This is a genomic window from Alistipes provencensis (genome assembly GCF_900083545.1).
GTDB classification, from domain to species: domain Bacteria; phylum Bacteroidota; class Bacteroidia; order Bacteroidales; family Rikenellaceae; genus Alistipes; species Alistipes provencensis.
In genome coordinates this window covers 239634-266608 of the sequence record NZ_LT559262.1, presented here as the reverse complement: position 1 = coordinate 266608, position 26975 = coordinate 239634, and the positions used below count along the sequence as shown (strand labels likewise).

The following is a 26975-nucleotide window of genomic DNA, read 5'->3' as shown; positions in this document are numbered from 1 at the left end:
GCGTTATTGGTTCTGGGGCGTTCCGCCGTTATTGCCGCCGTTGTTACCGTTATTGCCGCTTCCGTTGCTTCCGTTGCCACGGCGTCGGCGGTTGTTGCGGCTGCGGTTGCCGCCCTCCCGGTTGCCGTTGTTCTCGCGGGGTTCGCGGGGGCCGTTGTTGCCCTCGGGATGGTTGTTACGGGGCCGTTCGCCGCCGTTGTTGCCGTTGTTCGGGCGCTGCGGGCGGCGCTGGCGCTCCTCGCGTGCCTCTCCCGAAGCCTGTTGGCGGTTGTTGTCGCCGCCCTCCTGCTGCGGACGGTCGCCGCGGCCCTTGTTGTTGCGGCCTCCGCGCTTGCGGCGTTTGGCCTGATCGAAGCGGGTGATGCTGTCCTCCTCGGAGCGGTAGGTCGGCTCCTCGACCGCCGGGCGGATGTCGTCGGCGTTTTGAAGCCGGTCGACCTTCTTGCCCTGACGGTTCAGCGCCATGATTTCCCGCACGCGCGAGACGGGCAGCGTGGTGACATTGGCCATCGCCTCTTTCGACGACGAGAAGGTCATCGTGCCGGCCAGCACGTCGCTCTTGACGCAGAACCATTCGCCCTCGGCGGCCTGCAGCGGTTCGCGCAGCCGCGGGAACTCCTTGCGGGCGTCGACGTAGGTGTCGTATTCGTACATCATGCAGCACTTGAGCTTCGAGCACTGCCCGGCCAGCTTCTGGGGGTTGAGCGAGATGTCCTGCACGCGGGCGGCACCCGTGGTGACGCTCGAGAAACTCGACATCCACGATGCGCAGCACAGCTCGCGGCCGCAGGCGCCCAGTCCGCCGATGCGTCCTGCCTCCTGACGGGCGCCGATCTGCTTCATCTCGATGCGGATGTGGAACCGCTCGGCGAAGACCTTGATGAGTTCGCGGAAGTCAACGCGCTCGTCGGCGATGTAGTAGAAAATGGCCTTGATCTTGTCGCCCTGATACTCCACGTCGCCGATCTTCATGTTCAGCCCCATGTCGGCGGCGATCTGGCGCGAGGCGATCATCGTCTCGTGTTCCAGTGCGATGGCCTCCTGCCACTTTTCGATGTCGTAGGGTTTGGCCTTGCGGTAGATCTTCTTGTATTCGCCGTTGAAGGGGTTGAAGCCCGTGCGGCGCATCTGCCGCGCCACGAGGTCGCCCGTGAGCGACACCACGCCGATGTCGTGGCCCGGCGACGCCTCGACGGCCACGATGTCGCCCCGTTTGAGGGGCAGGTTGTTGGTGTTCTGGTAGAACGCGCGGCGGGTGTTCTTGAAGCGCACCTCGACCACGTCGGTCGGCACGTTGACCGGGTACTCCTCGAGCCAAGGGGTCTCGTGGAGCTTGAAGCAGCCGTCGCAGAGCTTGGCTTCGGCCTCCGAGCCGCAGTTACAGAAGGCGCATCCGCGGCCCACTTCGGGTTTGCAGGCGCCTGTATGTTGTTTTTCGGTATCCATTGGTGGGTATAATTTGCGTAAAGATACGAAAAAATATTTATTTCGCCATGTAGAGTTTACGGATGCTGCGGCGGATGCGCAGGATCATCATCACGGCGGCGGCCGAGAGTCCGAACGAGAAGCCCAAGAAGAGTCCCGAGGGGCCCATGCCCATCGTGAAGCCGAAGAGATAGCCCACCGGGAGGTTCAGCAGCCAGTACGACACGAAGGCGATGGGCATGATGATCTTCACGTCCTGAATGCCCCGCAGGATGCCTACCGAGACGTTCTGGATGCCGTCCGAAAGCTGGTACAGCGCGGCGAAGATCATCAGGTTCGAGGCGATGGCGATCACCTCGGCGTTCGAGGTGAAGAAGGTCGGAATGATGTTGCGCATCGTGATGAAGACGATGGCCGCAAAAGCGTTCCACGCCAGCACGAGGTGATACGACGCCTTGGCCGCCAGCGATAGTTCGCCGATGTTGCGCGCCCCGTAGCAGTGCGACACGCGGATGGTGGTGGCCGCACCGATTGACATGACGATCATGAAGGCGCAGTTGCCGATGGTCGTGGCGATCTGGTTGGCGCTCATGGTCTCCTTGTTGAACCATCCCATCATGATCCCCGTGCCGACGAAGGCCGAAGCCTCCAAGAACATCTGCAGCGAGATCGGCAGCCCCATGTGGAGCAGTTTTCTGACCGTGGCCCACGAGTAGTTGCGGGGCGAGAATCCGTCGAGGTAAGCGCGGTACTTGTCACGGCTGTAGAAGTACCCGATCATCAGGATCGGGGCGATGATGCGCGACATCAGCGTGCCGAGGCCCGCGCCCTCGGCGCCCATCTCGGGGAATCCGTAGCGGCCGTAGATGAAGACCCAGTTGAAGCCGATGTTCGCCAGATTGGCGACGATCGTGACGACCATTTCGACCTTGGTGTTGCCCACGCCCTCGAGGAACTGCTTGAAGGTGAAGAACAGCATGATGAACGGCATGCTGTAAACCAGCATCTTGTAGTAGGGAATGGCCATGTCGACCACTTCGGCGGGTTGGCCGAGGTGGTACAGCAGCGGGATGGCGGCATACTGCACGACGGCCATCGCCAGACCGAGCAGCCCGTAAAAGAGGATGCCGTTTTGCAGCAGGCCCGCCGATTTCTCGCGGTCGCCCTGCGCGTAGAGTTCGCCCACGAGGGGCGTCATGCCGAGTGCGATACCGATGGCGGCGATGAAGAGGATGAAAAAGACCGCGCCGCCGAACGACACGGCGGCCAGCGGCGTGGGGTCGTCGCCGCCGTAGCGGCCGACCATCAGGTTGTCGGCTACCTGCGTCAGGATTTGCCCCAACTGCGTGAGCACCACGGGCAGCGCCAGCTTCAGGTTGGCCTTGTACTGGTCCTTGTATGTTGCGAAACTGTACATTCGATTCGGGTTTTAGGGTGCAAAGATAGCGAATTCTGCCGGGAATACAATTTCCGGTACCCCTCCGGCGCGGAAAAACCGCCGGAAACCCCTTCGGTGTGTCAGTAGGGAAGTTCGATCAGGATGCGGCACCCCTCGCGGTACTCGGGGCAGACGCGGATGGTGCCCCCGAGGCGGGTGACGATCTGCCGCGAGAGGTAGAGTCCGATGCCCGAGCCGGGCTTGAACGGGTCGACCTTGGTGAAGCGTTCGAAGACCCACTCCTGCTTCTCGGGCGGGATGCCGATGCCCGTGTCGCTGACGGCGATGTGCAGCGTGCGGCGCTCCCCGTCGTTGCGGCAGGAGAGCGTGACGCTTCCCGCGGCGGTGAATTTGGCGGCGTTGTGCAGCAGGTTATCGACGACGCGCGTCAGGTAGAAGGCGTTGGTGGGTATCTCGATACCCCCCCCCGCTTCGCAGACGTATTCGATTGCCGGGTTATCCGTAAGCTGCTTTTGCAGTTCCAGCCGTTCGGTACAGAGCAGGCAGACGTCGGTCTGGGCTACCGGGAGCGGACCCTCGGTACTGATGAGCTGCGAGAGTTCGAGCATGTTCTCCAGCAGGGTGGTCAGAGCTTTGGTGCTCTTGCCGATCTCGGTCTGGAAAGCCTGCCGGGTCTCGGGGTCCTCTTCGGTCAGCAGCAGCTCGGAGAATCCGTTGATGGCGTTCAGGGGCGTGCGTATCTCGTGGCACATCGAGTTGATGAACGCCGTCTTCATCTTCTCGCTCTCCTGTGCGCGGCAGCTTTGCCTCCGTGCCTCCGCATTGGCCGCGGTGAGCTGTTCGCGGGTGCGTTCCAGCCGCCGGACCATGATCTGCTGGTAGATGATCCACCCGATGAGCACCACCACCACGATGCCGCCGGCGATGAGCAGGAAAAACTTGTTACGGTCGGCCAGCCGGGCCTTCTCGAGCTCGAGGCGGTTGACGTCGTAGAGGGCCTGCATCTCGGCCAGCTTGCCCTGCGCTTGGTCCATGCGGTTGTAGTAACGGAAATCGTTGCCCTCCCGCACGGCTTTGAGGGCCTTTTCGTATTCGCCAGCCTTCTCGTACATGTGCGACTGGGCTATGTAGATAGAGCCGAGGTCCGCCTTTTTGCCGGTTCGGATATAGAAGTTCAGCACCGAGTCGGCGTATGCTGCGGCCTGCAGGTTGTCGCCCATGCATTCGTAATAGCGGGCGCTGGTGCCGTAAATCTCCTCGCGGTCGTTCCGCTCCCGGGCCAGCCGCATGCATTTGTCGTAATATTCGGAGAGCTCTTCCCGGGGGATGAGATCGAGCAGGAAGACCATCTTGCCGTAGGAACGCATCAGGTATTCCGTCGTATCGCGGCGGGGCCGTTCGAAACGCGTGTCGGCCGCCAGCCACGCGCGGTGCAGGTCGATGTTTCTGCGAATCTGGTCGGCCGCACGCGGGTCGTCGGCGTAGAGGTAGATGTCGCTGAGCTCCTCGCGGCAGAGCTTTTCGAGGTGGACGCGCTCTTCGAACGGGTATTTTTCAAGTTTGGCGAGGGCCTTCTCCACATAGGGGATGGCTTGGGGGATGTTGCCGTAGGCTTCGGTGGCGATCGACGAATAGTCGATCGAGAGTCCCGTCAGGAACTCCCATTCGATCTGCTCCTCGGGAGTGAGGCTGCCCGGCCGCCGTTCGCGGAACTCAGCCAGCGCACGGTCGATCGCCTCGAACGAGTTGGCGGCGGACATCTGTTTCCAGAGCCAGAAAGCGTTGAGCGACGAGCGGAACAGGGCGTAACGGCGCTCGGGAAGGAGACTGTCAGCCAGATGGACGTATTGCAGGGCCCGGTCGGGCTCCCGGACGGCCAGCTTCTGCACGAGCCGGTCGAGGGCCTCGCGGCATCCGTAGTCGTCACCGGCCTTGACGGCTTCGGCGAGCGCCTTCTCCCAAAAGGATGCGGCGAGCGGGAGGCTGTCGGCGCTGAGATCGGCCAGTTGTACATAAATTCGCTCGCGGTCGGCGGCGGTGTGTGCTTCGGGGAGTGCGGCCGACAGGCTGTCGGCGGCGGGTACGGCGGCTCGCGCCGTCAGGACGGCGCAGAGGATCAAAGGCATGAGTCCCGCAAGGACTCGCAGGAAAATCGGACGCATGTCGGTTCGAAAGGACGTTTTGAAAAATTCAGGACAAATTTAGTCATAAAAATGGTAAATTCCAGCGTACTCCGGCAAAAAACCGGTTTCGGGGAGCGAAAAAAGGGGCCGGATCAGGCGATCCGGTCCCTTTGCAAACACTCTGTGGCTCAGGCCACGCGCAGCTTCACGCCGTGGGCCTTGTCCGACTCCACGACTACGGTGTCGCCCTCGTGGAGCTTGCCGTCGATAATCAGCGCCGAGAGCGGTTCCTCGACGTTGTCCATCAGCGTCCGCTTGAGCGAACGCACGCCATAGCGCGATTCGTAACCCATGGCCGCCAGACGGCGCTTGGCGCCCTCGGTAATCTTCACCTTGTAGCCCAGCTTCTTCGTGCGGTTGAGCAGTCCCTGAAGCTCCAGCTCGATGATGCGCTCCACGTCGCCGATCTCCAGCGTGCGGAACAGGATGATGTCGTCGATGCGGTTGAGGAACTCCGGGGCGAAGGTCTGTTCCAGCGCCTTGCGGTACTCGCTCTGGGGCGTCAGGTCGGCCACGGCGCTTTTGGAGGTGGTGCTGTAACCCACCTGCACCGATTTCCGGACCACGGCCCGCGAACCCACGTTCGAGGTCATGATGATGATCGTGTTGCGGAAGTCGACCTTGCGTCCCGAGCCGTCGGTGAGGTGCCCCTCGTCGAAGATCTGCAGCATGGCGTTGAAGACCTCGGGATGGGCCTTCTCGATCTCGTCGAAGAGCACCACGGCGTAGGGCTGACGACGCACGGCCTCCGTTAACTGGCCTCCTTCGCCGTAACCGACGTATCCGGGGGGCGAGCCGATCAGGCGCGCCACGTTGTGTTTCTCGCCGTATTCGCTCATGTCGATACGGATCAGTCCGCGGTGTTCGTCGAACAGCCATTTCGACACCTCCTTGGCCAGCAGGGTCTTGCCCACGCCCGTGGGACCCACGAAGAGGAAGACTCCGATGGGGCGGTTCTCGTCCTTGAGCCCCGCGCGGGAGCGCTGGATCGTCCGCGAAATCTTCTCCACGGCCTCCTGCTGTCCCACTACGCGCCGGGCGAGGTGTTCGCGCAGGGTCTGCAGGCGGGTCATCTCGCCGCCCGAGACCCGCTCGGCCGGGATGCCCGTCATCGCGGTGATGACCTGCTGGATGTGCTCCGCGGTGATCTCCACGGGGTTGTTTTCCAAAGAGCGCTTCCACTCGGCGCTGGTCTCGCCCAGCTTCGAGCGCAGCGCGATCTCGCGCATGCGGGCCGACGCGGCCTTCTCATAGATTAGCGCCTCGACCGCTTCGCGGCGTTCGCGCTTGGCCTCGCAGAGCGCCGTCTTCATGGCCTGCAGTTCCTCGGGCTCGCGCGCCGACTGCAGGTGCGCCCGCGATCCGGCCTCGTCCATGACGTCGATGGCCTTGTCGGGGAAGTAGCGGTCGGTGATGTAGCGTCCGGTGAGGTTCACGCATGCCTGCAGCGCCTCCTCGCTGTAGCGCACCTTGTGGTGCTGCTCGTAGTGGGGAGCGATGTTGTGCAGAATCTGGAGCGTCTGTTCGGGCGTCGTGGGTTCGACCATCACCTTCTGGAAGCGCCGCTCGAGGGCCGAGTCGCTCTCGATATTCTCGCGGTACTCGTCGAGCGTCGTCGCGCCGATGGTCTGCAGCTCGCCGCGCGCCAAGGCCGGTTTGAGGATATTGGCCGTGTCGAGGCTCCCCTGCGTCGAGCCGGCACCGACGATGGTGTGTATCTCGTCGATGAAGATGATCGTGTCCTTGGCCTTGCGCAGTTCGTCGATCAACTGCTGCATGCGCTCTTCGAACTCGCCGCGGAACTTCGTGCCCGCCACGAGCGACGAGACGTCGAGCGAGAAGAGCGTCTTGTCGGCGATGGTGTAGGGCACCTCGCCGCGCGCTATGCGCAGCGCCAGCCCCTCGACGATGGCGCTCTTGCCCACGCCGGCCTCGCCGATCAGGATCGGGTTGTTCTTCTTGCGGCGCGAGAGTATCTGCACCACGCGCTCGATCTCCTGCTCACGACCCACGACGGGGTCGATCTTACCCTCGCGGGCCTGCCGCGTAAGGTTCACGCCGAATTTGTCCAGCAGGTGTTCCGACTCCTTCCCGGCGGATTTGTTCTCCTCGCCGAAGTCGAGCATGTGGACCTGTATCTCGGAACGGAAGTCGTCGCCCACGGAGAACTTTTGCAGGTCTTCGGCTACGGTCTCCGGGGTTACATGGTACATCTCCAGTACGCGCGCGGTGGCCGTCGTGCGGTCTTTGACGATGGCCAGCAGCGCGTGGGCCGTGGAGACGCTCCGGGTGGCACCCGACGTCGAGAGAAGCTCCTCGGTGAAATCATGGAAGAAAGTTTCCGGAGAGAGCGTCTCCTGCGGTTTGATGTTGATGAGTTCCCGCTCGATGCGCAGGCGTACCTGATAAAGCTCCCAGTCCTTGAGCCGGGAGGATAAAAGCTGATAGGCGAGCGACCCCTCTTCGCGGAGCAGCTCCAGCGTGAGAAAGTCTTTGAGCGAGTGCGTCATACCCGCCTTCGTCGTGTTGAATGCCGAACGGGCGATGATACCCTCCAGCGTCTTTGAAATTTTCAGTTGCATGTTGCGTCGTCGTTAATGAATTCGCTATACTAACGGCGAAGCGTATGTGATTATTGCCGGAGCGTTTTTGTTTGGGTGCTGGACGATGTCTTTTGATTATGAGATCGTTCCGCGTTTTGAACCCGTCCCGGTCCGAACCCAAGGATTGGGGCTACAGGCTGTTTATCAGTCGATTGCGGGCTGTATTGGGTTTCGTCTGGCCGGAATTGTATAAAATGGGCCGTTCTGTGGGGTGTCTCGGGAGAATGTGGTATTTATTGCTTTGACTATCAGTGTTGTCCATCCGGAGTGCTATCCCGGCTTTTTTTGACATATAAATTGCTTTCGGGCGGGTGGGTAGCTGAAAAAGTCTGTCTGAGCAATCACTTTTGGCTCGGGTGAAATCCGATCGTTCTATTTTCGCGGCCATTCGCCGACCTCCATGTCGCGCATCTCCGTGCCGTCGATCACAAGCCGCACGGCGGTGCGGACCTTGTGGAACCCGAACTCCCCGGCGGCTCCCGGATTGACCGCCAGCAGGTCGTAAACGGGGTCGTAGGCCACCTTGAGTATGTGGGAATGTCCGGCGATGAAGAGCTTCGGGTGTACGGACTGGATTTTGGCCACGGCGCGCGGATCGTAGTGGCGCGGATAGCCCCCGATGTGGGTCATCAGCACCCGGACGCCCTCGCATTCGAACGAGAGGAACGTCGGGTAGACGCGGCGTGTCATTCCGCCGTCGATGTTGCCGCTCACGGCCCGGAGCGGTTTGAAGGCGGCGATTCGGTCGGCCAGCTCGATCGACCCGATGTCGCCCGCATGCCAGAGTTCGTCGACGTCGCGGAAGAAATTCATCAGGGTTTCGTCGAAGGTGCCGTGGGTGTCGGACAGGATGCCGATGCGTTTCATGGGATTTGTTTTCGGCAAAGGTAACGATTTTTCCGCGTTCAGACATATGTATGATCGTTTCAATTTAATGTACGATTGTTTCAACCCGCCTCCGGGGGCTTGCCTAAATTTGTACATATACCTAAAACTTCAACGTTATGCAGTACAGATTTACCCCCCCCCACGCCTCGGGGGACCGATACACGGCTCCTGCCGTTACGGTCGTAGAGGTAGCCGTGGAGCGCGGTTTCGCCGCTTCCACCGATTACGATGACCTGACGCTTCCCGAATTCGGCGTCGTGGACGAGGACAAATGGTAAACCCGATAAACACGACGGCCATGAAAAAACTGACTTTCCTTGCAGGTGCGGCACTGGCGTGCGCCCTGCTGTTTCCGGGTTGTTCCGGGGACGGATTCGATGAAATGAACGGGACGCCCGACGCCGGGAATCCCGATACTCCTGCCGTCGGGGACGGCATCCGCACGCTGACCGTCGGCATGGCGGAGTTCGGCGCGTCCGGAACCCGGGCGTCGTTCGGCGACGAAGCCGACGGGAAACTTCCCGTGTTCTGGGATGCGGAAGACCGGATCATCGCTTACGAAACGGTGGAGGAGCATGCTGTCGGACATGCCTATAAACTGGTAGGTTCGGGCGGCTCCGGCAGCGGCACGTTTACCTATGACGACGACCAGACGCCTCCGTCGGCCATTGCCGAGATTTATTACCCCGCGGAGCTGGCTGCGAGCGAATTTGCCGTGCCTGCGGCGCAGACCTATACTCCCGGCAGTTTCGATCCCGCTGCCCATGTCATGCGGGCCGAGGTCGGTAATTCGGGCGAGCCGATCGTTTTCGAGAGTAAGGTTTCGGTCGCCTGCCTCCGGCTGACCGGCGACGGTGAAAAGGTGACCTCGGTGCGTCTGGACCTGACGCCTTCGGGCGGAACGACGAAAAGCTACACGCTCGCGTGTCCCGGTGACGGCGTGACGCTTTCGGCGACGGCGGCGACGTTTTACATTGCGGTAGAAGGTTCGGCAACTCCCTGCGACGCCGTCTTTACCATCTCCGTGGACGGGGTGGAGAAGATGGTTCAGAAGACCACCTCCGCCAAGACCTTTGCGGCTTCGACCGTGGTGCGCCTTCCGGTGGTCGCCTATCAGCGGAATCTCTATCAGATAGCGGACTATTGGCCCAACGACACAGCGCCCGAGGGTATTGTTTTCTCGGTTTCGGAAAGCGGTTTGCACGGTGTAATCTTGTCCCATCAGGAGAAGACCGGGAACTGGGGTCCGAATCAGAGCGAAAAGAACAACGGCGTAACGTTGATGCGCGAAGAGCCCGAGGATGGATGGATTGTAACGCAGCAACTGATAGGTTTGCGTAAGGATGTCAATTTCGCAACCGAATATCCGGGTTTCGACTGGGTACTGAATACGAAGAACGGTGGTGATGTTGATGGCGTTTGGTATGTGCCTACGCGTCCGGAATTGCGGGAACTTTATCTGGTGATGTGCGGAATGGATCCTACTGCTCACTCTGAGTGGAAAGCGACAGCAGATAATGTTGCTTTGAATGGATATAACTCCTCGGATGCTGTGGCGGCGCGTCAGTTGTTTAAAACGAAACTCGATGCTATTTCAGGTTCGAATCCGCTCGTTCTGACCGGTCGTCTGTATTCTTGTTATGAAAATGGAGACGGAGATTCCGTTTGGTCTATCCAACTGGATCAGGGAATGTATCGGGTGATGCCGAAAAATGGCGGACAATATTGCCGCATCCGGCCCGTAAGACGATTCTGATCCGGTTATCCCGAAAACGAAAGCGGTCCGTCACAAGGCAGACCGCTTTTTTTACTTGTATTTGTCTTTCCAGAGCTGCGCCATCCGTTCGGCGATTTTCGCCTCGGTGGCGTTTTGCAGGTCGGGTTCGTAGAATTTCGTCCCCGAGAGCGATTCCGGCAGGAACTCCATTTCGGCAAAATGCCCCGCGTAGTCGTGGGCGTATTTGTACCCTTTGCCGTAACCCGCCTTGTCCATCAGCTTCGTCGGGGCGTTGCGCAGGTGCAGCGGCACGGGACGGTTCGTCGTGTCGTGCTCGACCAGCGCTATGGCCTTGTTGATGGCCATGTAGGCCGAGTTGCTCTTAGGACTGGTGGCCAGATAGATCGTCGTCTCGGCCAGTGTGATGCGCGCCTCGGGCATGCCGATCTTGTGCACCGTGTCGAAGCAGGCGTTGGCCAGCAGCAGGGCGTTGGGATTCGCCAGTCCGATATCCTCCGAGGCCAGAATTACCAGCCGCCGCGCCAGAAACCGAGGTTCCTCACCGCCCGCGAGCATCCGCGCAAGGTAGTAGATCGCCGCGTTGGGGTCACTGCCCCGGACCGATTTGATGAAGGCCGAAATGACGTCGTAATGCTGTTCGCCGTTCTTGTCGTAGAGGGCGATATTCTGCTGAAGGCAGTCGGTGACATATTGGTCGGAGATCGTCACTTTGCCCTCCGTGGCTCCGACGACGATGTCGAGGATGTTGAGCAGTTTGCGCGCGTCGCCGCCCGAAAACTTGAACAGCGCGGCGGTCTCCGCGACCTCGATCTCGCGCTCTTTCAGTTCGATGTCGGTCGAAAGGGCCCGGTCGAGCAGCACCTGCAAATCCTTATCCTCGAGCGATTTGAGGATGTAGACCTGACAGCGGCTCAGCAACGGGGAGATCACTTCGAACGAGGGGTTTTCCGTGGTGGCGCCGATCAGCGTGACGACGCCCTGTTCGACGGCTCCTAAGAGCGAATCCTGCTGCGACTTGTTGAAGCGGTGGATTTCGTCGATGAACAGAAACGGCGGCCGTTGGTCGAAGAACCGCTGTTTGCGGGCCGACTCGATCACCTCGCGTACGTCCTTCACTCCGGACGTGACGGCCGAGAGGGTGAAGAAGGGGCGTTCCAACTGCGTGGCGACGATCTTCGCCAGCGTGGTTTTGCCTACGCCCGGAGGTCCCCACAGGATGAACGAAGGGACGTTGCCCGTCTCGAAGAATTTGCGGAACACCCCGTTTTTGCCCACGAGGTGCTCCTGCCCGATATATTCGTCTATCGTGCGGGGGCGCAGTCGTTCGGCTAAAGGTGTGGACATGGCAGGTTCGTTTTATGGTTCAAAGATACAAATTTTCGAGTATTTTTTTTACATTTGTTATCAAGTCAAACCAAACTTTGTGCAAATGGAGAATACTTACTGGGAGAAAAGCGTCGGCACATTGATCGGTGCTATCTGGCTCTACACGCTGGCCGACATCGCCGGGAGCGTCACGGGCTTTGTGAACGGTCTGCTCTCGCCCGGCGACATGATGGGGATGCTGGCCTCGATGATGGACAGCGGCGGTTCGGCGTTCGGGTTAGGCGATCTGCTGGAATACCTGTTCCCGCTGCTGGTGCTACTGGGCTACTGGCTGTTTTACAGTTCGCTGACGGATTTTATGCGCCTGCAACGCAGCGACGCCGACCGCGAGGCGGTCGCCAAGGTCCGCAAATCGTATATTCTGATGCTTGTCGCCATTCTGGTCGGTTATCTGTGGATTCCCGGCAAGATCGCCGCGCTGGTGCTGGTGATCGTGGCCTACGTCAAGATGTTGTCGGGCTACCGGGGGCTGAAGCACTCGGAGACTTTTCCCGAGGAGGCCCGCCGCGGTGCAGGACTGCTCTTTGCATCGACCGTGTGGCTGCTGGTCGGGTATGTGATCGGTGTGATTCCGTTCGTGGGTGACGCCATCGAGTCGGTGATCGGTATCGTGGTCTTCTTTTGCGTGCTGGCGGGCTGGGGACGTATCCGGCGCGGCGCTCCCGTGTTGAACGAGGCCGAGGCCGCCGAGTTAGAACGGGCGGATGCGTTGCCGTGGAGCGAAGCGAAAAAGGCGAAGGTCCTCGGATCTGCTTGCCTCTTTTTGCTGGGTATGGCCGTGATTCCCTTACTGTGGAGTCTGTGTTCCGATTATGGTATGACTGAAGGTGTGGGTGTGGTGTGGATTTGCAACGAACCGTATTCCATGCTCCAGATCATAAACTTCTTCATATTGGTGTCGACACTTGCGTTGTGCGGCTATTTGAGATCGAACCGCAAACTGGAGTTGTCCGGATCGGCGAAAACGGGTCTTTTGTTGACGGCATGCAGTTGTCTGTTCTGCTGGATCTTCAATATACATATGGGTACGCAACTGCCTTGGGCGGATTTATATTATTATTCGACTCTGCCTTTTATTCGGGATGAAGTCGTTAGTTGGGTCTATCCCCTTTTTGCTCTGTTGTATTTTGTCGGGGCCTGGCTTTTCGTGCGGCGTGTTCCGGTGAATCGGTGGGGCAAGATCGGATTCCTCGTGGCGATCGTATGGATGTGTTGCGGATTGTGGGAGTGGATCCGGATTTTTACCATTCCAAGCGAGGATGGGGTATTTTGGGGCATTTTGTGGTTGATGCTCCTGTCTTGGCTGTTCCTATTCCGGAACCGGAAACAGGTGCAATAGAACGATGCTGTCGCATTGGTTGTAAAAGCGGAAGAGGGCCGAAGTTTAAACTTCGGCCCTCTTCCGCTTTATCTCGCCGGGTTATTCCTCCGGCTTCTTCAGCTCCAGACAGAGCTCGTCGAGCTGCGACTGGTCGATGCAGCCCGGGGCGTCGAGCATCACGTCGCGGCCGGCGTTGTTTTTCGGGAAGGCGATGTAGTCGCGGATCGACTCCGAGCCGCCGAAGAGCGAGCACAGACGATCGAAACCGAACGCCAGTCCGCCGTGAGGGGGCGCGCCGTATTTGAAGGCGTTCATCAGGAAGCCGAAGCGCTCCTGCGCCTGTTCCGGGGTGAAGCCCAGCAGCCCGAACATCTTGGCCTGCAGGGCCGAGTCGTGGATACGGATCGAGCCGCCGCCGATCTCCGTGCCGTTGCAGACGAAGTCGTAGGCGTTGGCGCGCACGCGGCCCGGATCGCTGTCGAGGAATTCGACGTCCTCGAGTTTGGGCGAGGTGAAGGGGTGGTGCACGGCGTAGTAACGCTGTGTCTCGTCGTCCCACTCGAACAGCGGGAAATCCACCACCCACAGCGGGGCGAACTTCTGCGGGTCGCGCAGGCCCAACTGCTGGGCCACCTCGAGGCGCAGGGCGCACAGTTGCGTCAGCGTCTTGAACTTTTTGCCGCAGAGGATGAAGACCATGTCGCCGGCCTTGGCGCCGCAGCGTTCGGCCATGGCGCGCACCTCCTCGGGGGAGTAGAACTTGTCGATCGACGACTTCACGCAGCCCTCCTCGACGCGAATCCAGACGAGGCCTTTGGCGCCGATCTGCTGCCGCTTGACGAACTCCGTCAGCGCGTCGATCTGCTTGCGGGTGTATGCGGCGCAGCCCGTGGCGGCGAATCCGGTGATGTATTCCGCATCGTCGAATACGCTGAAACCGTGGCCTTTGGCAAGGTCGGTGATGTCCGCGAACTCCATGCCGAAGCGCAGGTCGGGTTTGTCCGAGCCGTATTTCTCCATCGCCTCGATCCACGGCATGCGGCGCAGCGGCTCGGTCAGCTCGATGTTCATCACCTGCTTGAACATGTGCTTGGCCCAGCGCTCGAAGATTTCGAGCACATCCTCCTGCTCGACGAACGACATCTCGCAGTCGATCTGCGTGAACTCGGGCTGGCGGTCGGCGCGCAGGTCTTCGTCGCGGAAGCAGCGTACGATCTGGAAATATTTGTCGTAGCCGGCGACCATCAGCAGTTGCTTGAGGGTCTGCGGCGACTGCGGCAGGGCGTAGAACTGGTTGGGCGACATGCGGCTCGGCACCACGAAGTCGCGGGCCCCCTCGGGCGTGGAGTTGACCAGATAGGGGGTCTCGATCTCGAGGAATCCCTCGGAGTCGAGGAAGCGGCGGATCTCCTGAGCCATCTTGTGGCGCAGGATCATGTTGCGCTGCAGGGGCGGACGCCGCAGGTCGAGGTAGCGGTACTTCATGCGCAGGTCGTCGCCGCCGTCCGAGGTCTCCTCGATGGTGAAGGGAGGAAGCTCGGCTTCGTGCAGGATGACCACCTTTTCGGCGGCCACCTCGATGTCGCCGGTGGCCATCTTCGGGTTCTTCGACTCGCGTTCGATCACCTTGCCGACCACCTGAATCACCCACTCGCGGCCCACCGAGCAGGCCACGGCGCGCGCCTCGGCGGGGGAGTGCTCCTCGATGACGACCTGTGTGATGCCGTAGCGGTCCCTCAGGTCGATGAAGGTCATCGCTCCGAGGTTTCTGACTTTCTGCACCCACCCGGCTAAGGTGACGGTTTCGTTGACGTTGCAGGCCCTGAGACAGCCGCAGGTATGGGATCTGTACATTTGGAATTGAATAGATTTGTTCGTTTTGTCCTTATGACCCGCAAAGTTATATAAAACTTGCGAAATAAGGATGCCCGGCGGCGGGATTTTGTTACTTTTGCACAAAATACGAAAACGATGGATCAGCAGCAAACCGACGAAAAATTCATGCGTCTGGCACTAAACGAGGCGCAAAAAGCGTTAAAAGAACAGGAGGTGCCCATCGGGGCGGTCGTCGTGGCGGGAGGGGCCGTCATCGGGCGGGGCCACAACCTCGTCGAGACGCTCGCCGACCCCACGGCCCATGCCGAGATGCAGGCCCTGACGGCCGCGGCTTCGACGCTCGGGGGCAAATACCTGCAGGAGTGTACGTTGTATGTGACCGTCGAGCCGTGCATCATGTGCGCCGGGGCCATCGGATGGGCGCAGGTGAGCCGCGTGGTGTGGGGCGCCGACGACCCGAAGAAGGGGTACCGACGTTACTCCGAGGGGGTGTTCCATCCCAAAACCACCGTGGCACGGGGTGTGCTTCGGGAAGAGTGCGAAGCGCTGATGAGCGATTTTTTCGCGGGTTTGCGCGGATAGATTTGGTAAAAAAGGAATTTTTTTTATACTTTTGCATCCGACGCATTTCCGGAAGGGGTGCATGAACTGAAAAACTATAAAAACGATAGGAGAGAACAATGAAAAAGTTATTCGTACTGGCAATCGCGCTGCTGGCGGCGGTGTCGCTCCCGGCGCAGGATCTGACTGCAATCTACAATGAGGCTGCGGCCGCTTACGGCGCCAAGAATTATGCCGGCGCTGCCGCGAAGTTCGAACAGGTGATCGAACAGGGTATGGACAGCGAGGAGGCTGCTTCGCTGGTGGCCACGGCCAAGAAGACGCTTCCCAACTGCTATTTCTACTTGGGCGGCGGAGCTCTGAAAGCCAAGAATTACGACGAAGCGCTGAAGAATTTCACCAAGTCGGCTGAACTGGCCGAGCTCTACGGAGACATGAACCAGATGGCCAAGGCCAACGGCTGGGTCGCCAAGATGTACCAGATACAGGGCGGCGACGCTTTCAACAACAAGGATTATGTGACGGCCGCCGGTATTTTCGAGAAGGGCTACAAGGCCGACCCCGACAATACGGACATGGCGCTGAATCTGGCGATGAGCTACTGCGAGATGTTCATGAACACGGGCGACATGGCGCAGTACGAGAAGGGTATGGACGTCTACGAGGCGATCGCCGCCAAGACGCATCCCAAATACGCTGAGGCTGCCGCCAAGGCCAAGGAGATGATGGCGCTCTACACCACTAACATGGTGGCCAAGTTGCAGGAGGCCAACAATTTCGACGGCATCATCGCTGCTGCCGACGCCATGCTGGCCAAGAACCCGACCAGCGCACTGGCCGAGAAGGTCCGTTTGCAGGCCTATGCCAACAAGAAGGATTTCAGCAAGGTGATCGAACTGGCCGACGGCGCTGCCAACGCACAGACCGATCCCGAGGACAAGAGCTTGATGTACTACCTGCTGGGCGCCGCCTACAACGCCAAGGAGATGAAGCCGCAGGCCATCGCCGCTTCCCAGAAGGTGACCGCCGGTCCCGCTGCCGAAAGCGCCAAGGCCGCACTGGCCGAGCTGTCCAAATAGTTCGCGGGCAGACAAGCCATACGGCGGGTTCCGGATTTCCGGAGCCCGCTTTTTTGTGCCGGTTCCGCCGGTCGGGTTCGGCATGGTATGTGTTCCTTTCGGAAGTGTCTGACAAAAAATCGGAGAGATGGAGAAAGAGAACTATTTGCGGCCGGAGGTCGGGGTGGCGGAGATTCGCACGGAACGCGGATTCGCCGGCTCGACGGTGACCGGCGGGGTCGAGGGTTTCGACCGGGAGGATTGGAATGAGTAGGTTTTTGACCGCGGCGGCGGTCGTGTGTGGACTATGCGCCTGCACAGCCGACCGGACCGGAGACCCGGTTCCGCCGCAGACCCTGACGCGCAGCATCCGAATCGCGGCCGCCGCTCCTGCGACCCGCACCGAACTGGCTCCGGACGGCTACAACATCCTGTGGACTCCCGGCGACCGCATCGGCATCTATGTCAAGAGCGGCGACACATTCACCACGGTCAACGCCCCGCTGACCTTCGAGGGGGCGCAGGCGGCCTCCGAGGGGACTTTTGCGGGCGACATTACCCTCGCCGCAGGGGCTTCGGGCTATACGCTCTATGCCTATTACCCTTATTCGGAACAGGCGTCGGACGACGCTTCGGACATTGCATTCACCCTTGCCCCGCAGCAGACACAGTCTGCGGCGGGAGACTCGTCGCATCTGGGCGACACGGACTTCCTTGTCGCCGGGGCGGTGCAGAGTCCGACGGGCGACTTCGGGACGTTGGCATTCCGCCACGCCTTTGCGGTCGTGGAGGTCGACCTGACGGCTTCGGGGGAGATGGCCGGGAAACGGCTCTCCGAGGTGACGCTCTACTGCACGGACGCCGCGACGGTCGATGCCGCGGGCAATCTCGGGGAGATGTCCAACCTGACCGGGGCGTTCACGTTCGACCTCACCGCGGCGTCGGGCAACAACACGGCGGCGTATGCGGGCGGCTCGGCGCAGGTCGATTACTGCTCGCTCGGGTTCACGGAGCCCCCGGTGCTGGGAAGCGATGCGGTGAAGGTGTGGCTGACGGTCAATCCGGCCGATTATTCGCGCGGCGGCGGGAAAGTCTATGTCGCGGTGCGGACCGACGACGGCTATACGGCGGCCTACACCCGTCCGGGGCTGGTAATCGCTCCGGCACAAATGAAAGTCATCACGCAGGACATTGCCGCAGGTGAGGCTCCGCAGCCGGCCGTCGACCTTTCGGGCGGCGGTCCCCGCGCCAACTGCTATGTGGCCTCGTCGGCCGGGCAGGAGTATTCGTTCGACGCCACCGTCGCCGGCAACGGATACATCTCGCAGGCGCTTGCCGCAGCCGTCGAGCGTTACGAAGGCCGCACGCTTTCGGCATCGCTGTCGGGCACATCGGCACGCCTGCTGTGGCAGAGCAATCCCCGTCTGATCGATCCCGCGAGCCTGCGCGTCGAGGGCGGACATATCTATTTCACGCTGACGACGCGCCCCACGCTGCTGGGCGGCAACGCCGTCATCGGGCTCTATGCCGACGCCGCGTCGGATGAGGCGCTGTGGAGCTGGCACATCTGGATCACCGATGCGGACAACGCCGCGCTGACGGCCCTTGCCGAGACCTATGTGCTTTCGGCCGACTACGAGGCCGACTACGGTTCGGGTTCGGTGCAGATGATGGACCGCAATCTGGGGGCCGTTTACAAGGAGGACGGGCCCTATGCCCGTTCGTTCCGCGCGCCGCTCTACCAGTGGGGCCGCAAGGACCCCTTCCCGTGGGGAAAGGTGGCATTCGACGCGCAGGATGCGCCGCAGACCTACATCACCTACCGCAGGCCGGTGCAGACTTCGGGAGCCTTGGGGCAGTACGCCGGTTACACGGGCAACACGCATTACGCCACGGCGCACCCCGACACCTTCATCGTCACGATGGACGGGACTTCCTACGACTGGTATTACGGGGCGGGCAAGGGCAACGGACCCTCGTTCCGCAACGACGAATTGTGGGGCAATCCTATGGGGTACGAGGCGGGGCAGAAGACCGTCAAGACCCTGTTCGACCCCTGTCCCCCGGGGTGGGCCGTGCCGCATCCCTACGTCTTTACGGCCTTTACCAAGACGGGCGCCTCGGCGTCAGTCGCCAGCGGCGAGGTGCGTATGCGGGGGACGTTCGTGCAGGGGTGGAATTTCCTCTACAACGGCATCGATGCGACCTATTATCCCGGTGTGGGGTATCGTTACGACGAATTAGGACTTTTCGTATTCACGCCTTCGGGCTACTACTGGTCGAGTTCCCCGGCGCCCGCCGACACGTTCGGGGCGTGGGTGTTCGGACTGACCGCGGCGAATGTTTACCAGCGTATTCCCGATCCCCGGGGCTTCGGACTTCCGGTGCGCTGCATGCGCGACCTCGCTACTCCTTGACGTTGCGTCGGATGCGGGCCAGTCCGCTGCGGGTCAGCGGCGTGCGGCCGCAGAGGTCGTCGAACGCCGCTTCGTCCATCCCGAGCCACGCCGCAGCATCCATCGACAGCGGGTCGAACACGGGGTCGAACGCCGCATTGCGGTGCTGCGGGGCCCGGAGATTCCAAGGGCAACTGCTCTGACAGCAGTCGCAGCCGAAGATCCAGCCGTCGAGGTCCACGCCGGTCGGGGGTTCTTTTTCGATCGTGTGGCACGAGATACAGCGCGCGGTGTCGATGGTCCGGTCCGGGGCGACGGCTCCCGTGGGGCAGGCGTCGACGCACCGGCGGCATGTGCCGCAGCGGTTTTCGGCGAACGGCGTGTCGTAGGCATCGGCCTCCTCGGTGAGAATCAGCTCGCCCAGCAGGACGTAACTCCCGAAACGGGGCGTCACCAGTAGCGACTGGCGCCCGATCCAGCCCAGCCCGGCTTCCACGGCCAACTGTTTCTCGGCCAGCGGCGCCGTGTCGACGAACGCCCGGCCCCGGAGTTCCGGATGCGTCGTGCGCAGGGCGTCGAACAGTTGCATGAGCATCGTGCGGATGGTCGTATGGTAGTCTGCCGTGCAGGCGTAGGAGGCGACTTTGGTGCGGTGCGAGGCGGGGTAGCCTTCCGAGGCGGCGTTCTTGTACGAAACGGCGCAGACCACCGCCGTGCGGGCCCCCTCGACCAGCAGCCGGGGGTCGAAACGCTTCTCGGTGTTGCGCTCCATGTAGCCCAGCGACGACTGTCCGCCGCGTGCCAGCCATGCCCGGAACCGCGCCTCGCCGTCGGCCAGATGGCGGCACGGGGCGACTCCGCAGAGGTCGAAACCCGCATCGGCGGCAAGTTTTTTGATGTTCAGAAAGTCGAGCATGGTGTTATTTTGTTTCAAAAATAGTGTTTTTTCACCGGAAATTAGTAATTTCGCCCCGGACTTTTGCGTTATCTGAACGCACATAAACAAGAACGTACTATGACGATCAATACACTGTACGAACTGGCCCGCAACAGCGTGGAGAAGTTCGCGTCGAAGATCGCCTTCTCGATGTTCGAGGGTGAGGACGTGACTTACGCCGAGGCGGGTCGTCGTATTGCTAAGGTGCAGGAAATTCTGACCGACGCGGGGCTCCGTGCCGGGGACAAGGTGGCTCTGTTGAGCAGCAACATGCCCAACTGGGGCGTCTGCTACTTCGCCGTGACCTCGGCCGGCATGGTCGCCGTGCCCATCCTGCCCGACTTCTCGGGCGAGGAGCTCGACATGATTATCGAACACTCCGAGGCCAAGGCCCTGCTGGTTTCCGACAAACTCTTCACCAAACTCTCCCGCGAGACCATCGGGCGGCTCAACGTCGTGGTCCGCACCAAGAACCTCGGCGTCATCGCGCAGCGGGTCAGGGAGGAGGGTTCGACCGGCATCCCCAAGCCCGACGACATCGCCGTGATCATCTACACCTCGGGAACGACCTCGAAGCCCAAGGGCGTGATGCTGACCCATGCCGCGCTGTGTGCGCAGGTCACCATTTCGTCGTCGATCTTCCCGGTCGACGGCGACGACACGTTCCTCTCGGTGCTGCCCCTGTCGCACACCTATGAATGTTCGATCGGCATGATCTATCCCTTCTCGATGGGCGCCCGGATCGTCTACCTCGACCGTCCGCCCACGGCCTCGGCGCTGATGCCCGCACTGCGCGCGGTCCGTCCCACGGTGATGCTGATCGTGCCGCTGGTCATCGAGAAGATTTACCGCCATCAGGTGCTTGCCAAGTTCAATTCCACGCGTTTCTGGCGCACGCTCTACCGCATCGGGTTCATGCGCCGCTATCTCAACCGCATGGCCGGGAAGAAACTTATGAAGCTCTTCGGAGGCCGCCTGCGCTTTCTCGGCATCGGCGGGGCGAAGCTCGACGGCGGAGCCGAGAAGTTCCTGCTCGAATCGAAGGTTCCCTACGCCATCGGTTACGGACTGACCGAGACTGCGCCGCTGCTGGCCGGAGCCGCTCCCTCGCAGGTGCGCCTCGGCTCGACGGGGCCTCAGGCCCCGGGCGTCGAACTGCGGCTGGAGAACATCAACCCCGAGACGCGGCAGGGCGAAATCGTGGCCCGCACGCCGAGCGCCATGGTGGGGTATTTCAAGAATCCCGAGGCCACGAAGGAGGTTTTTACGACCGACGGCTGGTTCCGCACGGGCGACCTCGGGGAGTTCGACAAGGACGGATGGCTCTATATCAAGGGGCGTCTGAAAAATATGATCGTGGGCCCCGGGGGCGAGAACATCTATCCCGAGGACATCGAGACGGTACTGAACTCGCACGTCTGCATCGCCGATTCGATCGTCACGGAGCAGGAGGGCCGTCTGATCGCCCTCGTGCATTTCAACCGCGAGGAGATCGAGTCGATGATCGACGGCTGGCGCGAGGAGTGGGAAGGCAAGAAGGAGGCTTGGGAGGCCAAGACCGAGCAGTTGAAAAAGGAGATCATGGATTTCGTGAATGCCAAGGTTAACCGTTTCTCGCGCATCTCGGAGGTGGTCGAGGAGAAGGACGATTTCGTCAAGACCCCCACGCAGAAGATCAAGCGATTCCTCTACAACAAGAATAAAAAGGACGGTAAAACCCCCGATCAGCCCGCTGCTGGTAAGTAAAATAAAGCCCCGCTCTCAGAGCGGGGCTTTATTTATTGGTTGAGTTCGTTGAAAAATTCTTTCAGCGAGGTGCCGTAGAATTTGCAGAGAATATCCAACGTAATCAGGGATACGGTTGTCGTGCTGGATTCGCTGCGTTGTATGTTTACTCCGGTGTTTTCCTTTACATATTCCTGCGAGAACCCTTTGGCAACGCGGAGTTGTTTCAATTTCCACGCAACGGCTGAGGTCAATGAATTGTTCACTCTTTTTGGGCTTCTCGGCTTCATGCTGCAAAGATGACTTGCAAATAAAATTTTATTACACCCTATATAGTGTGTAATGGGAAATTTTATTTACCTTTGTCGTATGGAATAGCAGATACCGGGCCGGAATGGTTATGCGGCGGAGCAAAGGTGTGAGTTGCGTCACTGGGTACTGAATTCTTCATAGAGTCCTTTGCCCGCCGTTTTTTTTCGATGCTACACTCGATAGGATTCCGACTTGATGCCGGAGCCGTTAAGCGACGGACCGGCTAAAAGCGCGAGCGGAGGGGACGGGGCGCGTGCGCCCCCGCGAATAGTCGCCCGGAGCCAGCGTTAGACGGTTCGTCGCAGGCGGAGGTATCCGTCGGAGAGTTTTTGGTACTTTTTGCGGAAAAAAGTACAAAGAAATCTGCGTCGAAGACGCTATAAAAGCAAACCCCCGCTCCGAGAGCGGGGGGGGGTGACGCGGAAATCGGGCGTTGCTATGCAAAATGCTATTGTAGCCGCTAAATCCCACCTCTTAGGTGGGGAGCGGAAATGAGTTTCCGATATGCAAGATGCTTCAGCAGCCCCTAAAACCCGCTTCTTAAGCGGGTGGTTTTGGTGCTACCTTTTGACATCAAAAGGTAGTCGGCAATCACTTTAAATAAATACCGTGAGCGGCACATTCGGCGATCATCTTCTCGGGCCAGATGCTGACCTGCACCTCGCCGATGTGGGCGCAGCGCAGATAGAACATGCAGAGCCGCGACTGGCCGATGCCGCCGCCGATCGAGAGCGGCAGACGTCCTTCGAGCAGCATCCGGTGGAACTCCATTTCACGCCGTTCGGGACAGCCGCAGAGCGCCAACTGGCGTTCGAGAGCCTCCTTATCGACGCGGATACCCATGCTCGAAAGTTCGAAAGCACTCTCCAGAACCGGGTTCCAGACGATGATGTCACCGTTGAGGCCCTTGTAACCCCCTTCGGTCGGGGTGCTCCAGTCGTCGTAGTCCGGGGCGCGGCCGTCGTGACGCTCGCCGTTCGAGAGTTCGCCGCCGATGCCGATGAGGAACAACGCGCCGTATTTGCGCGCGGCGGCCTGCTCGCGCTCCTTGGGCGTGAGCGCGGGGAACTCCTGCAACAGCTCCTCGGCCTGCAGGAACGTGATCCGCTCGGGCAGGATGGGCGTGATGTGCGGGTAGAGCTCGTAAACCTCCTCCTCGACGGCCTTCATCGCCTCGTAGATCGTCTCGACGGTCGCTTTCAGAAAGCCGAGGTTGCGCTCCTCGGGGCGTATCGTGCGCTCCCAGTCCCACTGGTCGACGTAGAGCGAGTGGATGTTGTCCAGCTCCTCGTCGGCGCGGATGGCGTTCATATCGGTGTAAAGACCGTATCCGGGGGCGATCTTGTAGGCTCCGAGCTTCATGCGTTTCCACTTGGCCAGCGAGTGCACCACCTCGGCCCGGCGGTCGCCCAGATCGCGGATCGGGAACGACACGGCGCGTTCCACGCCGTTGAGGTCGTCGTTGATGCCCGTGCCCGAGAGCACGAACAACGGGGCCGTGACGCGGCGCAGGTGCAGCGTGCGGGAGAGCATGTCGGGGAAAATCTCCTTGAGGTAGCCGATGGCCTGCTCCATGGTCTCGGGAGCGAGCTTGGCGGTATAGTCTTCCGGAATGAACAGCGGCATAAGTTCGGGGTTTTGAAATTCGTATTTTGCAAATATATAAAAAAGTGTGCGTAATCGGGTGCAAACCGAACAAAAAACGCACGGAATAATCCGTGCGTTCCGCCCGCCTAAGGGGCGGGTTTTAGAATGGGGCGTAGCGCAAATCTTGCTCCGATACGGAAAATCAGGCCGTCGCGCCCTAAATCCCACCTTTCAGGTGGGCGGAGTCGGGCTGCGGGGTCTTGTCGCCCACGTCGATGAGGTTCTCCTCCGAGACCCCCAGCGAACGGTAGTAGGTATTCAGTTCGGCGATGACCTCCTTGCGGCCCGCATAGCTGGCCAGATAGTAGACGTCGCCCAACTGGTCGAGCTTCTCGTCGATGATGCCCGAAACCATGTCGCCCTGCGCACCTTCGAAACGGAGGTAGTGCTCGATGTACTCGATCAGCGTCTGGGCATACTCCCTCAAAAGCGCGTCGCCCTTGTCGGCGGCCGTCTCGTCGCCCATCGCGGCGGCGGCGTAGTAGGCTTCGAGGAACGGATAGGTGTTGGTGTCGGTGAAGCGCACCTGCCATGTCGGCATCCGCTCCAGTCCCAGATCGAGCAGCTCGACGGCCTCTGCGACGCGGTCCTGCCGCAGCATCTCCTTGGCCACGCGGGCGAAGGCGTCGCGGGCGTGCGAGGCCGAGAGGTTGTACTGGATGAAGTAGTCGGCGTAGACCCTCGGGTCGGCCAGATTACCGTAGCGGAACGTCTCCTTGAGCAGCGGAGCCGCATAGTCGGGGTCGATGCGCCCGATCTCATAGGGGTTCTGCGCCGGGGTGAGGATCGGTACGAAACGGTAGGCGTAGCCGTCGAACTGGAGGTAGTCCATCAGCCCGAAGTCCTGCAGGATATAGACCTGCGTGAGGTAGATGGGGCGTTTCCAGTCGAAGTTGGCCAGCATGTCGAGGATCATCAGTTGGTTCTTGTCCAGCGAGTTGCGCTTGAGGTTGATATACACCGTGTCGACCATCTTGTCGCGGTCCTTCTCGGCGACTATGCCCGAGGCGATGGCATTCTCCTTGTTCACCGGCAGCGCGATGCGCTTGGTGGGGATGTAGTCGGTCATCGAACCGTCGGAGAGCTTGAGCTGGCTGCGCGGGTCGTCGCTGCGCACGAAGTCCATCACCTCGCGGATGTCCACCGTCCGGTCCACACTGTTGGTGACGTAGATCATGTCGTTGTTGTAGGTGTACTTGTGCTTGGGCAGCGAGAACGGAACCCCCGGAGCGTCGTTGGCCTTGGTCTTCATCTCGTCGATGTACCACTCGCCCCCGAGGTAGGAGGTGTTCATGATCCGCACGTCGGGACGCACGCCGTAGACCTCCTGATTGTTCCACAGCGGGAAGGTGTCGTTGTCGCCGTAGTTGAGGATGATCGAGTTGGGGAGCGTCGACATAAGGTAGTTCCAGCCGATGTCGCGGGCCATGGTGCGGTGCGAACGGTCGTGGTCGTCCCAGTTCTGGGCTGCGAGGATCACCGGCACGCCCATCGAGAGGACCGTTGCGGCGGCCGCCGCGGTGACGTTGTTGCGCTTGGTGATCCATGCGATGAGGTCGCGGATGGCCAGCACCCCGAATCCGATCCAGATCGAGAAGGCGTAGAACGACCCCGCATAGACGTAGTCGCGTTCGCGCGGCTCGCCGGGCGAGGTGTTGAAGTAGAACACCAGCGCGATGCCCATCATTACGAACAGCCACATCACGATCGAGAAGTTCCGCTGGTCGCGGTTCAACTGGTAGATCAGTCCGATCAGACCCAGCAGGAAGGGCAGGAAATAATAGGTGTTACGGCCTTTATTTTCGGCGATTTCGCGCGGGAGGTTGTCCTGCGGTCCGAGGTACATCTCGTCGATCCACTTGATGCCCGAGAGCCAGTTGCCGTCGGTGATCGTCGTGCGCGAAGGCTGTATGTCACTCTGGCGTCCCACGAAGTTCCACAGGAAATAACGCCAGTACATGTACGAAAGCTGGTAGTTGAAGAAGAAGTTGAGGTTTTCGCCGAACGTCGGCTCCGTAACCGTGCGGGGTTCGCCGTAGGAGTCGGTGTAGACCTTCTTGCGGCCGAAATCGAGCACCTCGCCGCGTACGGGGCGGCCCTGCGCGTCGCGGCGTATCTCGCCGTTCTCGTCGCGCAGCGTCTCGGTCGTGGTGCGGTAGGCGGCCCACTGCTTGTACTCCTTTTCGCCTTTCGAGTAGTTCCACATGCGCGGGAACAGCGTCATGAACTCCGGTGAGTGGGTGTAACCCGTCAGCACCGTGGCGGTCTTGTACTTGCCGTCCTCGTCCAGATACCACACCTTCTTCTCCTTCACGCCCTCGGGGGGAGCCGAATACTGGGCGCCGTAGAGCAGCGGACGGTCGCCGTACTGGTCGCGGTTGAGCAGCGACAGCAGGGCGTGGGGGTTGTTGGGGTTGTTGGAGTTCATCGGCGGGTTGGCCGCGGCGCGGATGGTCACCGAGGCGTAGGACGAGTAACCCACGAGGATCATCGTCGTCGAGAGCAGGAGGATGTTCAGCACGACGCGGCCCCGCTTGTGGGCGACCCATGCGGCCCATCCCATGCCGACGATCAGCGCCAGTGCGAAGAGCGTGATGCCCGAGTTGACGGGCAGGCCGAACGTGTTGACGAACAGCGTGTCGATCTGGGCTCCGAACCAGACGGTGTAGGGGATGATGAAGTTGTTGACGAAGACGATCAGCGCGCCCGAAATCACGGTCGACCACGCGATGCCTTTCCATGTCACCCGTTCGGTCTTGCGGAAGTAGTAGATGAAGACCAGCGCGGGAATGCAGAGCAGGTTGAGGATGTGTACGCCGATCGACAGCCCCATCAGGTAGGCGATCAGCACGATCCAGCGCGAGGAGTGGGGCTCGTCGGCCTGCTCCTCCCATTTGAGCATCAGCCACACCACCAGCGCCGTGAACATCGACGAGAGGGCGTAGACCTCGCCCTCGATGGCCGAGAACCAGAAGGTGTCGGTGAAGGTGTAGGCCAAGGCCCCGACGGCTCCGGCGCCCAGCACGGCGACGGTGTTGACCACGGAGAGTTCGCTGCCGTCACGCGTCACGAGGCGGCGGGCCAAGTGAGTGATGGTCCAGAACAGGAACAGGATGCAGAAGGCGCTGGCCAGCGAGTTCATGGCGTTGACGGCGATGCCCACATAGTCGGGGTTGCCGAACGAGAAGAGCGTCGCCAGACGCGCCAGCATCATGAACAGCGGGGCTCCGGGAGGGTGTCCCACTTCGAGCTTGTAGGAGGTGGCGATGAACTCCGAGCAGTCCCAGAGGCTCGACACGGGTTCCATGGTCATCAGGTAGACGATTGCCGCAATGGCGAACACCGCCCAGCCCGTGATGTTGTTCCAGCGTTTAAAAACGTGCATATCCGAGATAACTTTTTTCGTAACTACTTATCGTGCAAAAGTAATGATTTAACGCTTTATTTCAAACCTTATTTTCCGGAAAGCCCGATTTTACCACATTTTCCACCAACTCTTTCGCGGAGCGGCTTCTGCGGCGGGTTTGGCGGCCTGCGCCTGCGCCGGTTTCGCACCGCCT

Annotated in this window: 19 protein-coding genes; 8 read left to right on the top strand and 11 right to left on the bottom strand. The window is 60.6% G+C overall.

All coding sequences use genetic code 11. The features are described from left to right. Positions 1–3 precede the first annotated feature (3 nt). The 5 genes from BN5935_RS01185 to BN5935_RS01165 all read right to left on the bottom strand — a co-directional run bounded on the left by BN5935_RS01185 (position 4) and on the right by BN5935_RS01165 (position 8477). Positions 4–1446 (bottom strand): PSP1 domain-containing protein, encoded by a 1443-nt coding sequence (locus BN5935_RS01185; RefSeq protein ID WP_064974473.1) that lies wholly within the window; start codon positions 1444–1446, stop codon positions 4–6. A gap of 37 nt (positions 1447–1483) precedes the next feature. Next, on the bottom strand, positions 1484–2842 hold the full coding sequence (locus BN5935_RS01180; RefSeq protein ID WP_064974472.1) for an MATE family efflux transporter: 1359 nt from the start codon (positions 2840–2842) through the stop codon (positions 1484–1486). Between the two features lie 101 nt (positions 2843–2943). Next, complete coding sequence (locus BN5935_RS01175; RefSeq protein WP_064974471.1) at positions 2944–4986, bottom strand: sensor histidine kinase; 2043 nt, start codon at positions 4984–4986, stop codon at positions 2944–2946. A gap of 149 nt (positions 4987–5135) precedes the next feature. Further along, positions 5136–7589, bottom strand: coding sequence for an ATP-dependent Clp protease ATP-binding subunit (locus BN5935_RS01170; RefSeq protein WP_064974470.1), 2454 nt, complete (start codon positions 7587–7589; stop codon positions 5136–5138). A gap of 393 nt (positions 7590–7982) precedes the next feature. After that, a complete protein-coding gene (locus tag BN5935_RS01165; protein ID WP_064974469.1) occupies positions 7983–8477 on the bottom strand; it encodes a metallophosphoesterase family protein in 495 nt (164 codons plus the stop codon). Positions 8478–8614: 137 nt separating this feature from the next. Here BN5935_RS01165 and BN5935_RS15035 point away from each other — a divergent pair, with 137 nt between their 5' ends. Further along, on the top strand, positions 8615–8776 hold the full coding sequence (locus tag BN5935_RS15035; protein ID WP_157377871.1) for a hypothetical protein: 162 nt from the start codon (positions 8615–8617) through the stop codon (positions 8774–8776). Positions 8777–8796: 20 nt separating this feature from the next. Further along, positions 8797–10254 carry a hypothetical protein gene (locus BN5935_RS01160; protein ID WP_235820970.1) on the top strand — a complete coding sequence of 486 codons (1458 nt, stop codon included), beginning with the start codon at positions 8797–8799 and terminating at the stop codon, positions 10252–10254. A 51-nt stretch (positions 10255–10305) separates the two neighbouring features. On the opposite strand, the gene BN5935_RS01155 is transcribed toward BN5935_RS01160, so the two are convergent. Continuing rightward, positions 10306–11580, bottom strand: a complete 1275-nt coding sequence (locus tag BN5935_RS01155; protein WP_064974468.1) for a replication-associated recombination protein A — start codon at positions 11578–11580, stop codon at positions 10306–10308. An 85-nt stretch (positions 11581–11665) separates the two neighbouring features. Between BN5935_RS01155 and BN5935_RS01150 the strand changes: the two genes are divergently transcribed. Further along, complete coding sequence (locus BN5935_RS01150) at positions 11666–12961, top strand: hypothetical protein (protein WP_064974467.1); 1296 nt, start codon at positions 11666–11668, stop codon at positions 12959–12961. Between the two features lie 81 nt (positions 12962–13042). Here BN5935_RS01150 and aspS read toward each other — a convergent pair whose 3' ends face one another. Further along, a complete protein-coding gene (gene aspS / locus BN5935_RS01145; RefSeq protein WP_064974466.1) occupies positions 13043–14797 on the bottom strand; it encodes an aspartate--tRNA ligase in 1755 nt (584 codons plus the stop codon). A 117-nt stretch (positions 14798–14914) separates the two neighbouring features. On the opposite strand from aspS, the gene BN5935_RS01140 reads away from it, so the two are divergent. From BN5935_RS01140 to BN5935_RS01130, 4 genes are all read left to right on the top strand, one after another. Beyond that, positions 14915–15361, top strand: coding sequence for a nucleoside deaminase (locus tag BN5935_RS01140; protein ID WP_064974465.1), 447 nt, complete (start codon positions 14915–14917; stop codon positions 15359–15361). A gap of 98 nt (positions 15362–15459) precedes the next feature. Then, positions 15460–16419, top strand: coding sequence for a hypothetical protein (locus BN5935_RS01135; protein ID WP_064974464.1), 960 nt, complete (start codon positions 15460–15462; stop codon positions 16417–16419). 127 nt (positions 16420–16546) lie between these two features. Next, a complete protein-coding gene (locus tag BN5935_RS15610) occupies positions 16547–16672 on the top strand; it encodes a hypothetical protein (RefSeq protein ID WP_262481018.1) in 126 nt (41 codons plus the stop codon). Further along, positions 16665–18815: a fimbrillin family protein gene (locus tag BN5935_RS01130; RefSeq protein WP_082943978.1), complete on the top strand. Its 2151-nt coding sequence runs from the start codon at positions 16665–16667 to the stop codon at positions 18813–18815. Before BN5935_RS15610 ends, BN5935_RS01130 begins: the two co-directional genes overlap by 8 nt. On the opposite strand, the gene queG is transcribed toward BN5935_RS01130, so the two are convergent. Continuing rightward, positions 18805–19710 (bottom strand): tRNA epoxyqueuosine(34) reductase QueG, encoded by a 906-nt coding sequence (queG, locus tag BN5935_RS01125; protein ID WP_064974462.1) that lies wholly within the window; start codon positions 19708–19710, stop codon positions 18805–18807. The genes BN5935_RS01130 and queG overlap by 11 nt on opposite strands. 99 nt (positions 19711–19809) lie before the next feature. On the opposite strand from queG, the gene BN5935_RS01120 reads away from it, so the two are divergent. Beyond that, positions 19810–21477: an AMP-binding protein gene (locus tag BN5935_RS01120; protein ID WP_064974461.1), complete on the top strand. Its 1668-nt coding sequence runs from the start codon at positions 19810–19812 to the stop codon at positions 21475–21477. A 32-nt stretch (positions 21478–21509) separates the two neighbouring features. On the opposite strand, the gene BN5935_RS01115 is transcribed toward BN5935_RS01120, so the two are convergent. From BN5935_RS01115 to BN5935_RS01105, 3 genes are all read right to left on the bottom strand, one after another. Further along, on the bottom strand, positions 21510–21746 hold the full coding sequence (locus BN5935_RS01115) for a helix-turn-helix domain-containing protein (protein ID WP_064974460.1): 237 nt from the start codon (positions 21744–21746) through the stop codon (positions 21510–21512). Between the two features lie 613 nt (positions 21747–22359). Next, a complete protein-coding gene (asnA, locus tag BN5935_RS01110; RefSeq protein WP_064974459.1) occupies positions 22360–23394 on the bottom strand; it encodes an aspartate--ammonia ligase in 1035 nt (344 codons plus the stop codon). Positions 23395–23572: 178 nt separating this feature from the next. Then, entirely contained in the window at positions 23573–26800 is a 3228-nt protein-coding gene (locus tag BN5935_RS01105) for a glycosyltransferase family 117 protein (RefSeq protein WP_064974458.1), read from the bottom strand. Between the last annotated feature and the right edge of the window lie 175 nt (positions 26801–26975).

Coding starts and splice junctions, on each gene's coding strand:
- BN5935_RS01105 (WP_064974458.1), bottom strand. CDS start 26,800: ATGCACGTTTTTAAACGCTGGAACAACATCACGGGCTGGGCGGTGTTC.
- aspS (WP_064974466.1), bottom strand. CDS start 14,797: ATGTACAGATCCCATACCTGCGGCTGTCTCAGGGCCTGCAACGTCAAC.
- BN5935_RS01180 (WP_064974472.1), bottom strand. CDS start 2,842: ATGTACAGTTTCGCAACATACAAGGACCAGTACAAGGCCAACCTGAAG.
- BN5935_RS01165 (WP_064974469.1), bottom strand. CDS start 8,477: ATGAAACGCATCGGCATCCTGTCCGACACCCACGGCACCTTCGACGAA.
- BN5935_RS01115 (WP_064974460.1), bottom strand. CDS start 21,746: ATGAAGCCGAGAAGCCCAAAAAGAGTGAACAATTCATTGACCTCAGCC.
- BN5935_RS01160 (WP_235820970.1), top strand. CDS start 8,797: ATGAAAAAACTGACTTTCCTTGCAGGTGCGGCACTGGCGTGCGCCCTG.
- BN5935_RS01135 (WP_064974464.1), top strand. CDS start 15,460: ATGAAAAAGTTATTCGTACTGGCAATCGCGCTGCTGGCGGCGGTGTCG.
- BN5935_RS01140 (WP_064974465.1), top strand. CDS start 14,915: ATGGATCAGCAGCAAACCGACGAAAAATTCATGCGTCTGGCACTAAAC.
- BN5935_RS01175 (WP_064974471.1), bottom strand. CDS start 4,986: ATGCGTCCGATTTTCCTGCGAGTCCTTGCGGGACTCATGCCTTTGATC.
- BN5935_RS01130 (WP_082943978.1), top strand. CDS start 16,665: ATGAGTAGGTTTTTGACCGCGGCGGCGGTCGTGTGTGGACTATGCGCC.
- asnA (WP_064974459.1), bottom strand. CDS start 23,394: ATGCCGCTGTTCATTCCGGAAGACTATACCGCCAAGCTCGCTCCCGAG.
- BN5935_RS01150 (WP_064974467.1), top strand. CDS start 11,666: ATGGAGAATACTTACTGGGAGAAAAGCGTCGGCACATTGATCGGTGCT.
- queG (WP_064974462.1), bottom strand. CDS start 19,710: ATGCTCGACTTTCTGAACATCAAAAAACTTGCCGCCGATGCGGGTTTC.
- BN5935_RS01120 (WP_064974461.1), top strand. CDS start 19,810: ATGACGATCAATACACTGTACGAACTGGCCCGCAACAGCGTGGAGAAG.
- BN5935_RS01170 (WP_064974470.1), bottom strand. CDS start 7,589: ATGCAACTGAAAATTTCAAAGACGCTGGAGGGTATCATCGCCCGTTCG.
- BN5935_RS01155 (WP_064974468.1), bottom strand. CDS start 11,580: ATGTCCACACCTTTAGCCGAACGACTGCGCCCCCGCACGATAGACGAA.
- BN5935_RS15035 (WP_157377871.1), top strand. CDS start 8,615: ATGCAGTACAGATTTACCCCCCCCCACGCCTCGGGGGACCGATACACG.
- BN5935_RS15610 (WP_262481018.1), top strand. CDS start 16,547: ATGGAGAAAGAGAACTATTTGCGGCCGGAGGTCGGGGTGGCGGAGATT.
- BN5935_RS01185 (WP_064974473.1), bottom strand. CDS start 1,446: ATGGATACCGAAAAACAACATACAGGCGCCTGCAAACCCGAAGTGGGC.